This is a genomic window from Mesorhizobium qingshengii (assembly GCF_900103325.1).
GTDB classification, from domain to species: domain Bacteria; phylum Pseudomonadota; class Alphaproteobacteria; order Rhizobiales; family Rhizobiaceae; genus Mesorhizobium; species Mesorhizobium qingshengii.
In genome coordinates this window covers 140661-154199 of the sequence record NZ_FMXM01000010.1, presented here as the reverse complement: position 1 = coordinate 154199, position 13539 = coordinate 140661, and the positions used below count along the sequence as shown (strand labels likewise).

Annotated in this window: 12 protein-coding genes; 5 read left to right on the top strand and 7 right to left on the bottom strand. The window is 63.8% G+C overall.

The window, feature by feature from the left end; translation table 11 throughout:
• Positions 1–17 precede the first annotated feature (17 nt).
• A complete protein-coding gene (gene galE / locus BLS48_RS17670) occupies positions 18–1013 on the bottom strand; it encodes a UDP-glucose 4-epimerase GalE (protein ID WP_091579825.1) in 996 nt (331 codons plus the stop codon).
• A 267-nt stretch (positions 1014–1280) separates the two neighbouring features.
• Between galE and hemA the strand changes: the two genes are divergently transcribed.
• On the top strand, positions 1281–2558 hold the full coding sequence (gene hemA / locus BLS48_RS17665) for a 5-aminolevulinate synthase (protein ID WP_091580075.1): 1278 nt from the start codon (positions 1281–1283) through the stop codon (positions 2556–2558).
• A 143-nt stretch (positions 2559–2701) separates the two neighbouring features.
• Here hemA and BLS48_RS17660 read toward each other — a convergent pair whose 3' ends face one another.
• Both BLS48_RS17660 and mscL read right to left on the bottom strand, forming a co-directional pair.
• Positions 2702–3868: a pyridoxal phosphate-dependent aminotransferase gene (locus tag BLS48_RS17660; RefSeq protein ID WP_091579822.1), complete on the bottom strand. Its 1167-nt coding sequence runs from the start codon at positions 3866–3868 to the stop codon at positions 2702–2704.
• 109 nt (positions 3869–3977) lie between these two features.
• Positions 3978–4400, bottom strand: a complete 423-nt coding sequence (mscL, locus tag BLS48_RS17655) for a large conductance mechanosensitive channel protein MscL (RefSeq protein WP_091579820.1) — start codon at positions 4398–4400, stop codon at positions 3978–3980.
• 263 nt (positions 4401–4663) lie between these two features.
• On the opposite strand from mscL, the gene BLS48_RS17650 reads away from it, so the two are divergent.
• Positions 4664–8152 carry a PAS domain-containing hybrid sensor histidine kinase/response regulator gene (locus BLS48_RS17650; RefSeq protein WP_091579817.1) on the top strand — a complete coding sequence of 1163 codons (3489 nt, stop codon included), beginning with the start codon at positions 4664–4666 and terminating at the stop codon, positions 8150–8152.
• Here the strand turns inward: BLS48_RS17650 and BLS48_RS17645 are convergent, their stop codons facing one another.
• Both BLS48_RS17645 and BLS48_RS17640 read right to left on the bottom strand, forming a co-directional pair.
• Complete coding sequence (locus BLS48_RS17645; RefSeq protein ID WP_091579815.1) at positions 8153–8812, bottom strand: response regulator transcription factor; 660 nt, start codon at positions 8810–8812, stop codon at positions 8153–8155.
• Between the two features lie 125 nt (positions 8813–8937).
• Complete coding sequence (locus tag BLS48_RS17640) at positions 8938–9372, bottom strand: hypothetical protein (RefSeq protein ID WP_091579812.1); 435 nt, start codon at positions 9370–9372, stop codon at positions 8938–8940.
• Between the two features lie 108 nt (positions 9373–9480).
• Here BLS48_RS17640 and BLS48_RS17635 point away from each other — a divergent pair, with 108 nt between their 5' ends.
• Positions 9481–9831 carry a DUF952 domain-containing protein gene (locus BLS48_RS17635; RefSeq protein WP_091579810.1) on the top strand — a complete coding sequence of 117 codons (351 nt, stop codon included), beginning with the start codon at positions 9481–9483 and terminating at the stop codon, positions 9829–9831.
• Positions 9828–10907: a quinone-dependent dihydroorotate dehydrogenase gene (locus BLS48_RS17630; RefSeq protein ID WP_091579807.1), complete on the top strand. Its 1080-nt coding sequence runs from the start codon at positions 9828–9830 to the stop codon at positions 10905–10907. The genes BLS48_RS17635 and BLS48_RS17630 overlap by 4 nt, the downstream gene beginning before the upstream one ends.
• Here BLS48_RS17630 and BLS48_RS17625 read toward each other — a convergent pair.
• On the bottom strand, positions 10900–12240 hold the full coding sequence (locus BLS48_RS17625; RefSeq protein WP_091580072.1) for an MATE family efflux transporter: 1341 nt from the start codon (positions 12238–12240) through the stop codon (positions 10900–10902). The genes BLS48_RS17630 and BLS48_RS17625 overlap by 8 nt on opposite strands.
• 120 nt (positions 12241–12360) lie before the next feature.
• On the opposite strand from BLS48_RS17625, the gene BLS48_RS17620 reads away from it, so the two are divergent.
• Positions 12361–13263: a histone deacetylase family protein gene (locus BLS48_RS17620; protein WP_091579804.1), complete on the top strand. Its 903-nt coding sequence runs from the start codon at positions 12361–12363 to the stop codon at positions 13261–13263.
• A gap of 4 nt (positions 13264–13267) precedes the next feature.
• Here the strand turns inward: BLS48_RS17620 and BLS48_RS17615 are convergent, their stop codons facing one another.
• The gene (locus tag BLS48_RS17615) at positions 13268–13531 is read right to left on the bottom strand and encodes a DUF6460 domain-containing protein (RefSeq protein WP_091579802.1); all 264 of its coding nucleotides are present in this window, start codon (positions 13529–13531) and stop codon (positions 13268–13270) included.
• Positions 13532–13539 lie beyond the last annotated feature (8 nt).

The following is a 13539-nucleotide window of genomic DNA, read 5'->3' as shown; positions in this document are numbered from 1 at the left end:
GGAGAAAAGCCGCCGGCTCAGCTCCGTACGGAGTTCTTGCCGGTCAGGATACGCTCCCAGGCGAGCGCATCGGCAACGATCTGATCGAGATCGTCGCGTTGCGGGGTCCATCCGAGTTCCGCGCGGGCGAGATCCGAATTGGCAACCACCGCAGCGGCGTCACCTGGGCGCCGATCGCCCATCTTCACCTCGAAATCATGGCCGAAGGCGCGGCGCACGCTGTCGATAACTTCGAGCACCGAATAGCCATGGCTGTAACCGCAATTGGCGACGAGGCTTGCGGCCCCGTCGCGCAGCCGCTGCAGGGCCAGGCGATGAGCCGCCGCCAGATCGCTGACATGGATATAGTCGCGCATGCAGGTGCCGTCCGGCGTCGGATAGTCGGCGCCGAACACCTGCATGAAGGGACGCTTGCCGAGCGCCGTCTCGCAGGCGACCTTGATCAGATGGGTGGCGCCTGGCGTCGACTGGCCGGTGCGACCCTTCGGGTCGGCGCCCGCGACGTTGAAGTAGCGCAACACGGTATAGCGCAGACCGTGCGCGATCGCCGCGTCGCGCAGCATCCATTCGCTCATCAGCTTGGACAGGCCATAGGGCGATTCCGGCGCCAGGCGGGCATCCTCGCGCACCGGCTCCAGTCCGGCGCCGCCATAGACGGCGGCGGTCGAGGAAAAGATGAAGTTGGGCACGCCTTCGCGCACCGCGGTTTCGATCAGCGTGCGCGTCTTCGAGGTGTTGTTCTCGTAATAGCCGAGCGGGTCGGCGACCGATTCCGGGACCACGATGGAACCAGCGAAATGGATGATCGCATCGACCTTGTTGTCCCTGATGATCGAACCGACCAATTCCTTGTCGGCGACATCGCCGACGACCAGCCTTGCCTCCGGCGCCACCGCCCATTCGAAGCCGGTCGAAAGACGGTCGAGCACGACCACACTCTCGCCGGCATCCAGCAACTCCCAGACCATGTGGCTGCCGATGTAACCGGCACCGCCTGTCACCAAAACCGTCATCCGCTTCCTCGCATCTCAAGATTTATCGGAAACTGTCTCAACCACCGCCTTACTGGAAAGCCTGCCGGATGGCCACTACAAGCCGTGGTAACCGGCATGGTCGGCATGTGGCATCATCCTGAAACAAAGTTGATCCACATCAAGGGAATAGGCCACGATCCGTGGTCGTTAGGAACAGGTCTGGGGCGTGGCATTTTGACCAAAAAGGCCCGGTGGACGACCAGTAGGGCAATGACTATGATCCCGCGCAAAAATTGGGAAGCCGACATGAACTATCAACGGTTCTTCGAAGAAGCGATCGACCAGCTCCATGCAGAGCGTCGCTATCGCGTCTTCGCCGACCTGGAGCGTATCGCAGGCAAGTTTCCGCGCGCCATCTGGCGTGCCAATGGCCGCGCCGAGGAAATCACCGTCTGGTGCTCCAACGACTATCTTGGCATGGGCCAGCATCCCGACGTCATCGCCGCGTTCCAGAATGCGGCCGGCAAAATGGGGTCCGGCGCTGGCGGCACCCGCAATATTTCCGGCACCAGCAACCCGCTGGTCGAGCTCGAAGTGGAGCTTGCCGACCTGCACGACAAGGAAGCTGCACTCGTCTTCACCTCCGGCTTTGTCTCCAACGAGGCCTCGATCTCGACCATTGCCCGGCTTTTGCCCAACTGCCTGATCATCTCGGACGAACTGAACCACGCCTCGATGATCGAAGGCGTGCGGCGCTCCGGCGCCGAGAAGAAGATCTTCCGCCACAATGATGTCGCGCATCTCGAAAGCCTGCTGCAGGCGGCGGGCCGCGAACGCGCCAAGCTGATCGTCTTCGAGAGCGTCTATTCGATGGATGGCGACATCGCGCCGATCAAGCAGATCGTCGAGCTCGCTGAGCGCTACAACGCCATGACTTATATCGACGAGGTCCATGCCGTCGGCATGTACGGGCCGCGCGGCGGCGGCATCACCGAGCGCGAGGGCCTAGCCGATCGTATCGATATCATCCAGGGCACGCTTGCCAAGGCGTTCGGCACGCTGGGCGGATACATCACCGGCACAAGCGCGGTGATCGATGCGGTGCGCTCCTATGCGCCGGGCTTCATCTTCACCACGGCGCTGCCGCCGGCGATCGCCGCCGCCACCACCGCCTCGATCCGCCACCTCAAACACTCGCAGGCCGAGCGCGATGGCCAGCAACAGCAGGCGACGCGAACCAAGCAGATCCTTTCCGCCGCCGGCCTGCCGGTGATGGAATCGCCGACCCACATCGTGCCGCTGCTGGTTGGCGATCCGGAACTTTGCAAGATGGCGAGCGATCGCCTGCTTGGCGTGCACGGCATCTACATCCAGCCGATCAACTATCCGACCGTGCCGCGCGGCACCGAGCGGCTGCGCATCACGCCGACGCCCTTCCATACCGACGCATTGATTGCGGCACTGCAGGATGCACTGGTCGAGACCTGGGATGCGCTGGGCATCCCCTATGGTTCGGCAGGCCGGCCCTCGGTGGCCGAGAGCGACCGGGTCATTCCGCTGCTGGTGCCCAAGTCCGGCGGCTGAAGTCCGTTTGAAGCTCTACTCCGACGGCCATCTGACGCTTTCGGTGCTTACGGACCTGAATGTCCGCTGCGCTCCGGTTCTCGAAACCCACGCCAGCTCACTCGCCCGAGCGATTTTCAATCCGGGCTACGTCGGCGGCTTGGCTAGACGGTCTTCATCCATTTCGCCAGCCGGTGCGCTGCTTCCTCGATCTGGTCGAGGCGGCGGTGGAAGCACAGCCTGAGGAAGGCTTCGCCGCCGGGGCCGAAGGCTGTGCCGGGCGCCAGGCCGACATTGGCCTTGTCGACGATCTCGAAAGCGGCGGCGCGTGAATCGGTAATGCCGTCGACCCTGAAGAACAAATAGAACGCGCCTTGCGGCACGGTGAACCGGGCGCGGCCGGTGGCACCGAGGATGCCGCAGACCAGGTCACGCGCCGCACGCGCCCGCTCCACCTGTTCGGCAATGAAGGCATCGCCCCCATCAAGGGCAGCGATTGCACCGCGCTGCATGAACTGTGCGACGCCGGAGTTCGAATACTGGATCAGGTTCTCGAACACCTGCTGCAAGGCGGGATGGGTCTTGATCCAGCCAACACGCCAGCCCGTCATCGCCCAGTTTTTGGAGAAGCTGTTGACGAACAGGATGCGATCTTCCGCCGTCGCGATGTCGAGGAAGGACGGCGCACGACCATGGCCATAGTGAAACAGGGAATAAATCTCGTCGGCGACGATCCAAAGGTTCTTCGCGCGGGCAAGATCGAGGATCGCCTGCAAGGTCTCATGATCGGCGGTCCAGCCGGTTGGGTTCGACGGTGTGTTGATGAACAGTGCCTTTGTGCGCGGCGTGATCGAAGCCGCGATCTTCTCGATATCGCAGGACCAGCCATTGCCGGACTGGTCGAGCGTTACCGGTACAGGCACGGCTCCCGCTATCGCCGCGGCGGCATCGAAATTCGGCCAGGCCGGCGACAGATAGACAACCTCGTCGCCGGCGCCGGCGACCGCGTCGAGCGCCAGCTGGATGGCGTGCATGCCAGATCCGGTGACGATGAATTCCTCTTCAGGGAAAGTCTTGCCGAAATGCCTAGCATAGTAGCGGGCGAGCGCTTGCCTGAGCTCCGGAATGCCTTTCTGCCAGGTGTAGAATGTCTCGCCGCTGGCCAGTCCCCGGGCGGCGGCGTCGCTGATGAAGGCGGGCGTCGGCAGGTCGCCCTCTCCGGCCCAGAGCGGAATCAGGCCTTCGCGCAGGCGGCCGTGGTTGACGACGGCGACAATACCGCTTTCTGGCGCCGCGCGGGCTTCGGCGCGCAAACTTTCGATCAAGGTCATGGACGGATCCGTTCCGGTCTCGGGCGTTACTAGCGCTCCTTACCAGATGCGAAAACAGAAAACCCCGGCCGCGAGCGACCGGGGTTTTGGTCCAGAAGAACCTGACGGTCTATCTCTTGGCGAGCAGGTCGCGGATTTCGGTAAGCAATGCGACGTCGGCGGGCGGCGGCGCGGCGGGAGCTGCCGGCTTCTCGCGCTCCAGCCGCCTGCGCAGATTGTTCACTGCCTTGACCATCAGGAAGATGATGAAAGCGAGGATGATGAAATTCAATGCCACGGTGATGAAGCTGCCATACGCGAAAACGGCGCCTTGCTTTTTGGCGTCCGCCAGCGAGGTGGCGTTGACGGCCGAGGAAAGCCCGACGAAGTAGTTGTTGAAGTCCAAACCACCGAAAATCGCACCGACGATCGGCATGATGATGTCGTTGACAAGAGAGTCGACGATCTTGCCGAAGGCAGCGCCGATGATGACGCCGACGGCCAAGTCCATCACGTTACCCTTGGAAATGAATTCCTGGAATTCTTTCAGCATTCGACCCTCCTTGCCATGACCGGCCGCACAATTTCCCATCCATGCGGCTTCGCCCCAGAGACAACATAACAAAAACCTGAGGTTGCAACATGGGCAAAAGCGAGAAAACAACCGCTTTTTTCTTCCCTCGCCGCACTTTGGTTGTGCTGTCCGAATGTCGCAACAACGGTCATGCTTCCAAAGCCGCAATGGACTCGGACGCCAAGCTGTGATTGCGTCCGGGCAAGCCGGATAGAAAACGGCAAAGGGAGGAAATTGCGGGCGTGCAGGGCTTGTTCATCGTCATCATCGCGATCGCCTATGTGACGCTGCTGTTCGCCATTGCCAGCCTGGGCGACCGCCGCTCGGCGATATCCGGGCCCGGCCGGGCCCGGCCCTTCATCTACGCGCTCAGCCTTGCCATCTACTGCACGTCCTGGACCTTCTTCGGTTCGGTCGGCCTCTCCTCCGAACGCGGCCTCGAATTCCTCGGCATCTATACCGGCCCGGTGCTGGTGTTCGTGTTCGGCTTTCCGCTGCTCAACCGCATCGTGCGGCTGGCCAAGACCGAGAAGATCACCTCGATCGCCGACTTCCTCGGTGCCCGCTATGGCAAGAGCTTTACCGTCTCGGCGATCGCCACGCTGATCGCCACCATCGGCGCGGTGCCCTATATCGCGCTGCAGTTGAAGGCGATTTCCGGCTCGGTCAGCCTGATGGTCGAGCACTACACCGGCTCGCCGCCCTCCTTCGATCCGTTCGTCAGCGACATCTCGCTGGTCGTCGCCATGCTGCTGGCGCTGTTTGCGGTGCTGTTCGGCACTCGCCACGCCGACGCGACCGAGCACCAGGACGGGCTGGTGCTGGCGGTGGCGGTCGAAACCGTGGTCAAGCTGGCCGCCTTCCTGGCGATCGGCCTGATGGTCACCTTCCTGATCTTCGGCGGGCCCGGCGACATGTTCGACAAGCTCGCCCAGAGCGCGCAGGTCCGGCAAGCGATGAGCTATAATACCTCGCTCGCCACCTGGCTGGTGCTGACGGGCTTGAGCGGCTTTGCCATCATCATGCTGCCGCGACAGTTCTACGTCACCATCGTCGAGAACCGCGGCGAGGCCGAGTTGCGCACCGCGACATGGGTGTTTCCGCTCTACCTCGTGGCGATCAATCTGTTCGTGCTGCCGATCGCCTTTGCCGGACTGTCGCTGGTCGGCACCGGAACCAGCAGCGATCTCTATGTGCTGTCGCTGCCCCTGTTCAGCGGCCACGACGTGCTGGCGATGGCGGCTTTCATCGGCGGTCTGTCGGCGGCAACGGCGATGGTGATCGTCGAAAGCGTGGCTCTGTCGATCATGATCTCCAACGACCTCATCATTCCGCTGTTCGTGCGCCGCCTGCTCAAGACCTCGACCTCCGAGACCGAGGACTGGTCGACGCTCATCCTCAATGTGCGGCGCGGAGCGATCTTCATCCTGCTGTTCATCGCCTTCCTCTACTACCGCCAGAGCACCAACAGCGCGCGCCTGTCGTCGATCGGCCTTATGTCCTTCGCGGCCATCGCCCAGTTCGCGCCCGCGCTGATCGGCGGGCTGATCTGGCGCGGAGCCAACGGTAGGGGTGCAGCACTTGGCATGATCGCCGGTATCCTCATCTGGGGCTACACACTGCTGTTGCCCTCGCTCGTCGCGCCCGATACCGACATCATCGTGCAGGGGCTGTTCGGCTTCGAGGCGCTGCGGCCGCAGGCGCTGTTCGGCACCGTCGCCGAGCCGCTGAATCACGGCGTGCTGTGGAGCCTGTCGATCAACGCGGTGTTCTTCGTTCTGGGTTCCCTCTCGCGTGCGTCTGTGCCGCTGGAACGCATCCAGGCGTCGATCTTCGTGCCGCGCGATGCCGGCCCGATGCCCAGCCTGCGCCGCTTCCGCACCGCCATCACCGTCAACGACCTCAAGGACACGATCGGGCGCTATCTCGGGGTCGAACGCACCGAGCGTTCCTTCCAGTCTTTCGAAAAGACCAACGGTACCTCGCTGCACGGCAACGAACAGGCGAGCATGGACGTCATCCGCTTCTCCGAGCAGTTGCTGGCCAGCGCCGTCGGCTCTTCCTCGGCACGGCTGATCCTGTCGCTGTTGTTCCGGCGCCACGACCGCGAATCACGGGATGCCTTCCGCCTGCTCGACGACGCCACCGAGGCGCTGCAGCACAACCGCGACCTCCTGCAGATCGCGCTCGACCAGATGGAGCAAGGCATCACCGTCTTCGATCGGGATTTCCGCCTGATCTGCTGGAACCGCCAGTACCGGGCGCTTTTCGACCTGCCAGACGAGATGGGCCAGGTCGGCGTCTCGCTCGACCGCATCCTGCGCCATCTCGCCGAGCGCGGCGACATTCCCGCCGATCAGCGTGTGGCCATGCTCAACCGGCTGACCAGTTTCGTCAGCCCTTGGCAAATGGAGCTGAAGACCAGCGGCCGCATCCTGGAATTGCGGTCCAACCCGATGCCGGACGGCGGCATCGTTGCCACCTACGCCGACATTTCCGGGCGCGTCGAACAGGACCTGGCGCTGAAGCGCGCCAATGAATCGCTGGAGCAGCGCGTCAAGATCCGCACCATCGAGCTGACCCGGGTCAACGAGGAACTGGCGCAGGCGCAGATGCTGGCCGAAGAGGCCAATTTAGGCAAGACGCGCTTCCTCGCCGCCGCCGGCCACGATATCCTGCAGCCGCTGAACGCCGCCCGGCTCTATTGCTCTTCGCTGATCGAAAAGGCCGGCAAGGGGCCTGCCGGCAAGGCGGCGGTCAACATCGAATCCTCGCTGGAATCGGTCGAGACCATTCTCGGCGCCGTGCTCGACATCTCCCGCCTGGATGCCGGCGCAATGAAGCCGGACGATACAGCCTTCAACCTCGACGGATTGCTGCGCCAGATCGGCAATGATTTTCGGCCAATGGCCGCGGAGAAAAAGCTCGGCCTGACGATCATGCCATCGTCGGTGACAGTGATGACGGATCGCAACCTGTTGCGCCGCCTGATCCAGAACCTCGTCTCCAACGCCATCAAATACACGCGCCACGGCCGTGTGCTGGTCGGTGTGCGACGGCGTGGCGAACTGGCCGAGATCCAGGTGATCGACACCGGCATCGGCATCGCCGGCGACAAGCTGAACACCGTCTTCCACGAATTCACCCGGCTGGACGAAGGTGCCCGCGAAGCCGAGGGGCTCGGCCTTGGCCTCTCGATCGTCGACCGCATCGCCAGGGTTTTGCGCCTGGAAATCCGGATCTTTTCAAGTCCGGGCAAGGGCACACGTTTTTCCGTCATACTGCCCGTGGCGGCCGTGCAGGAGCCGCGCCGCGAGATCGAGACCAGAGCCCCTGCCCGTACGACAGCGTCGCTCGCCGGGCTGCACGTGCTCTGCATCGACAACGACGCCCGCATCCTCGAAGGCATGCGGCTGCTGCTCGAAGGCTGGGGGTGCAACGTCGATACAGTGTCCGGCTCAAGGGATCTGGACGGAGCCGCCATACACCGCCCTGACATCGTCCTTGCCGATTATCATCTCGACGGCGAAACCGGTCTCGACATCATCATGAAGCTGCGCGCGATCCACGGCGACGATCTGCCGGCCGTGCTGGTAACCGCCGATCGCTCCAACGAGGTGCGCACGGCCGCGGGCGGGCTAGAGATACCGGTGATCAACAAGCCGCTGAAGCCGGCCGTGCTGCGTTCGATGATGGCCAGGGTCAGGCCGCTGGCTTCGGCCGCCGAATAGTCAGCTGGTTGCCTGCAGCGGGTCGCTGCCGATCTTGGACAGCAGGATCACCGCCTGGGTGCGGCTGTCGACGCCCAGTTTCTGCAAGATGGCCGAGACATGCGCCTTGATGGTGGCCTCGGAGACACCGAGTTCATAGGCGATCTGCTTGTTGAGCAGGCCCTCTGCCAGCATGCCGAGCACGCGGGTCTGTTGCGGGGTCAGTGCCTGCAGCCGCTTGATCAGGTCGGAAATCTCGGGATCGCGCTCGACGCCGAGATCGACACCGACGGGTGCGGCAATGTCACCGGCAAGCACCGACTGCACGGCATCGCGGATTTCCTCCATGCTGGCCGACTTGGAGATGAAACCGGACGCGCCGAGATCGAGCGCTCGCCTGATGGTCGCCGGATCGTCATGCGCCGACACCACCACCAGCGGCACCGCCGGATGGATGCCGCGCAGCGAGATCAGGCCGGAGAGGCCGCTGGCGCCGGGCATCGACAGGTCGAGCAACACCAGGTCGACATCCTCGTTGGCCACGAGCAGCGCCTTGGCACTTTCGAAATCTCCGGCCTCGTGGATCGCGGCGACGTCGCCGATGCCGGCGAGCGCCTCACGCAGCGCACCGCGAAACAGCGGGTGATCGTCGGCGATGACGAAAGAATAGCCTGACGGCAAATGTTCCTCCCCGAATCCCCCGATGATTTTCTGCTTTTTCCGGGACCAGATGAACGATTATGAGGGGCTGCGCGCTGTTTTCAAGCGGCAAAGCCAGCGCGCCGCGTTTTCCCTACTTTAGACGCTCATGTCTTCTGCCAGTTGAGCTGGGCGCCGCCGCCATTGTCCTTGTCCATATCCTTGACGATGCCCATGAAGCCGCGCAGGAAGCGCTCCATGTAGTTCATGGTCTTGTTGAAATCCTCCTCGCTCGGCAATTTCGATTCGAGGCGGGCGGAGAGCGAATTCTCGAGCTTGGTGACGCGCTCGTCCATCGCCTTCATCGAGGTCTGCAGGCGATCGACCTCGTCCTGGAAAGCGGCGCGTTCGTCGGCCGCCATCTTGCAGACGAGCTGACCGGAGCGCTCCTCGCAGATCGACATCGCGCCTGTCTGCGTATCCATGCGGACATAGCCGTTATCGGACTTTTCCAGCCGGTAGCGGTCGGTTTCTTCGGAAAAAGCGGATGCCGCGACCAGCGAGACGAGTGCGGCGGGGATCAAGATGTGCTGCGGACGCATGTTGTTCCTCCATGGCCAAAGCCTGATATATCGCATGTTTGCGCCGGAAATGGGGAAGACCCTTGGCGTGGCCTTTCCCGCGTGGCTGGTTCGGACTATAGCGCAATCATGTCTCAGATTATCTACAAGATAACCCCGGAAGCACCCTGGCGCGAGGCCGAAACAAATGGCCGCTTCACCGGCGCACCGATCGATGTCGCCGACGGCTTCATCCATTTCTCCACGGCGGCGCAAGTCAGGGAAACGGCGGCGAAGCACTTTGCCGGCCAGACCGGCCTTCTGCTGGTCGCCATCGACGGCGTCAGCCTGGGCGCCGCGCTGAAATACGAGGTTTCGCGCGGCGGCGCGCTGTTTCCGCATCTTTACGGCGTGCTGGACCTGAAAGCCGTGCTGTGGGTCCGACCATTGCCGCTTGGCGCCGACGGCGCGCACCAGTTCCCGGCACTGGAGGGCGAATGAGCGTGCTCGACCGGCTTGGCCAGAAGCTGCTGTTCACATTAGATCCGGAAACCGCGCATGGCCTGTCTATCGCGGCGCTGCGATGCGGCCTGCCGGTGACCGGGCGACCAACACGCGACGACAGGCTGAAGGTCAGCGTCTGCGGCATCGACTTCCCCAATCCGCTCGGCATGGCGGCCGGCTACGACAAGAACGCCGAGGTGCCGGACGCACTGCTTGGCCTCGGCTTCGGCTTTGCCGAGGTCGGCACGATCACGCCGCTGCCGCAGGCCGGCAATCCGAAGCCACGCATCTTCCGGCTGACGGCGGATGAAGCGGTGATCAACCGGCTGGGTTTCAACAATGAAGGTCACGCCGCCGCCGAAAGACGTCTCGCCGCGCGCAAGGGGCGTTCCGGCATCGTCGGCGTCAACATCGGCGCCAACAAGGACAGCACCGACCGCATCGGCGACTATGAGCGCGGCGTCGCCCGCTTCGCGCCATACGCCAGCTATCTGACGGTTAACATCTCCTCCCCCAACACGCCCGGCCTGCGCAACATGCAGGCGCGCGAGCAGCTCGGCGAGCTCCTGTCGCGCGTCATGGCCGCACGCGCCTCGGCAACAGCGCAGCCGCCGGTCTTCCTCAAGATCGCGCCGGACCTGGTCGAGGCCGAACTGGAGGACATCGCCGCCGAGGTCACCGAGAAGCGGATCGACGGCGTGATCGTCTCCAACACCACCATCTCCCGGCCAGCACTGCGCAGCGGCGGCAGCGCGCGCGAGACCGGCGGGCTCTCCGGAAAGCCGCTGTTCGAACGCTCGACCATCGTGCTGGCCAGGATGCGCAAGTTGCTCGGACCCGAGCTTGCCATCATCGGCGTCGGTGGCGTCGATTCCGCCGATACGGCGCTGGAAAAGATCCTTGCCGGAGCCGATCTCGTCCAGCTCTACACCAGCATGATCTATGCCGGCCCCGCACTGCCGGGCCGGATCGTCGCCGGGATGGCACGCTTTGTCGAAACGTCGCGGCTCAAGTCCATTCGCGAATTGCGCGACGGCCATCTCGATCAATGGGCGACGAAGCCACTCAGTTGAACACCGTCCGCAGCCGCAGCCGCAGAATGGCCAACAGGCTGAAGCCGCGCGCGAGCAGGAAGACGTGCAGCGCCGCCCACAGGCCGTGATTGCCGAAGGCGGGCGCCAGCGTCAGCAGCGCGGCTACGAAAACCAGGAACGACAGCAGCATCATGTTGCGCATGTCGCGCGACCAGGTCGCACCGATGAAGACGCCATCCATCTGGAACGCCAACACACCGCTCAGCGCGGTGAACGCCGCCCAAGGTAGGTAGATATCGGCCACCGAACGGACCTCCTCCGACGTCGTGACGAGGGCGACCAGATTGGCCCCGGCCATCAGCAACACGAGGGTCGCGGTCCCGGCCAGCCCGAACCCCCAGAACAGGGTCAGCCTGACAGCCTGACGGAAGGGGATGGCCGCACGCGCGCCGACGGCACGACCGGCGAGCTGTTCGGCGGCCGTGGCAAAGCCGTCGAGGAAATAGCCGGCGACGAGGAAGAAATTCATCAGCACGGCGTTGGCGGCCAGCGTCACCGTGCCGAACTGCGCACCCTGGCGGGTAAACAGCGCGAAGGCGGCAAGCAGCGAGAAGGAGCGGATCATGATGTCGCGGTTGAGCGACAGCATGCGCAGGAAGGCGGCCATATCGAGCAGGCGATGACGCGGCAAGGGTGGCGTCGCCCGGAAGCGCCTGACAACGATGGCGAGACCGAGCAGCATGGCAAGGAATTCACCGGTGACGGTCGCCCAGGCGACGCCGGCGACACCCCAGCCGAGCTTCAGACCGAGCAGGAAGCAGAGCGCGATGTTGATGCCGTTGAGGACCAATTGCAGGACCAGTCCGAGCCCGCCTTCGCCGCGCCCCAAGACATAGCCGAGGATGGCATAGTTGATCAGCGAGAAGGGTGCCGCGAGCAGTCTGATGCGGATATAGACGGCCATCGCCTCGCTGACGCGCGGTTCGGCACCCATGAATTTTTGCCCGGCGATGGCGACCAGAGGAGCAAGCGCGGCGAGGATGATGCCCGCGACGACCGCGATCAGCACGGCGCGCCAGAACACCGCCTGTTCCTCCAGGGCGTCGCCGCGCCCGAAAGCCTGCGCAACGAGGCCGGTGGTTCCCGAACGCAGGAAATTGAAGGTGGTAAAGACGACGTCGAAAACAAGCGCCCCCGCCGCCAGGCCGCCGAGCAAGGCGGCGTCGCCGAACTGTCCCACAACCGCCGTATCGACCAGGCCGAGCAGCGGCGTCGTCAGATAGGCAAGCGTCATCGGCACCGCGATGGCGAGCACGGAGCGGTTGGTGACGACAAACGATCTCACGTCGGCTGGGATTGCACCCTCGTCCAAAGGTTTGCTGCCTTGCTGTTGCGGCTTGATCGAGCACCCGATGTGCCCCACTTTGCTGGCGCCGCGCAATCATTCATCCGATAACGGCCAATCGATTCCCTGACCCTGGCGCGAGCTCTGATGCCTCTGCAGATCGTCCATCATCCCGACTATGACGCCGGCTTCGCCGTCAACCATCGCTTTCCGATGAGCAAGTATCCGTTGCTGATGGACGCCTTGCGCGCACGCGGACTGGCCGGACCCAACGCGCTCAATATCGCCGAGCCAGCGCCGGCGTCATGGCTGAAGCTTGCCCACGCGGCGGACTATGTCGATCAGGTGCTGGCCTGCACGGTACCCGAAAAAATCGAACGCGAGATCGGTTTTCCGGTCGGCTCCCGCGTCTCGCTGCGCGCGCAGCTTGCCACCGGCGGCACGATGCTGGCGGCGCGGCTCGCCTTGCGGCACGGCATCGCCTGCAACACCGCCGGCGGCAGCCATCATGCGCGGCGCGCGCAAGGCGCCGGCTTCTGCACCTTCAACGATGTCGCCGTCGCCGCGTTGATGTTGCTGGCCGAAGGCGCGGCACAGAAGATCCTGGTCGTCGATCTCGACGTGCATCAGGGCGACGGCACGGCGGACATTCTCGCGGGCGACCCGCGCGCATTCACCTTTTCCATGCATGGCGACCGCAACTACCCCGTGCACAAGATCGCTTCCGACCTCGACATCGCACTGCCCGACGGCACCGGTGACGCCGCCTATCTCGAGAGGCTTGGCGGCATCCTGCCGGAGCTGTCTGCCAGAGCGCGCTGGGATATCGTCTTCTACAATGCCGGCGTCGACGTCCATGCCGAGGACCGGCTGGGCAGGCTGTCGCTGTCGGATTGCGGTCTGCGCGCCCGTGACGAGGCGGTCATCGGCCATTTTCGCGCGCTCGGCATTCCTGTCTGCGGCGTCATTGGCGGCGGCTATTCGAGCGATGTGAGCGCGCTGGCGGCGCGGCACGCCATCCTGTTCGAGGTGGGTTCGGGTTATGCCTGACGGTTCATTTGCGGTAACTGGCGATCCTGAGCAGGATGAAGGCCGGCACGACGATTGCCGCACCCAGCAGGATGTAGCCAAGGAAACGGTCGATGGCGTGGAAGCCGAGGTTCCATAGGTCGATGAAGAACTTCCGGATGCCGTAGAGCACGTCGATCGGTGACCAGCCGAAGGCGTTCATGACCAGGCCGACGAGGAACGACACAACCAGCAGCTTCAGGATCACCCTGAGCGGCGAGTCGCCGAGGAAGCGTGTCAGTGCGGACAAGGCCTGTC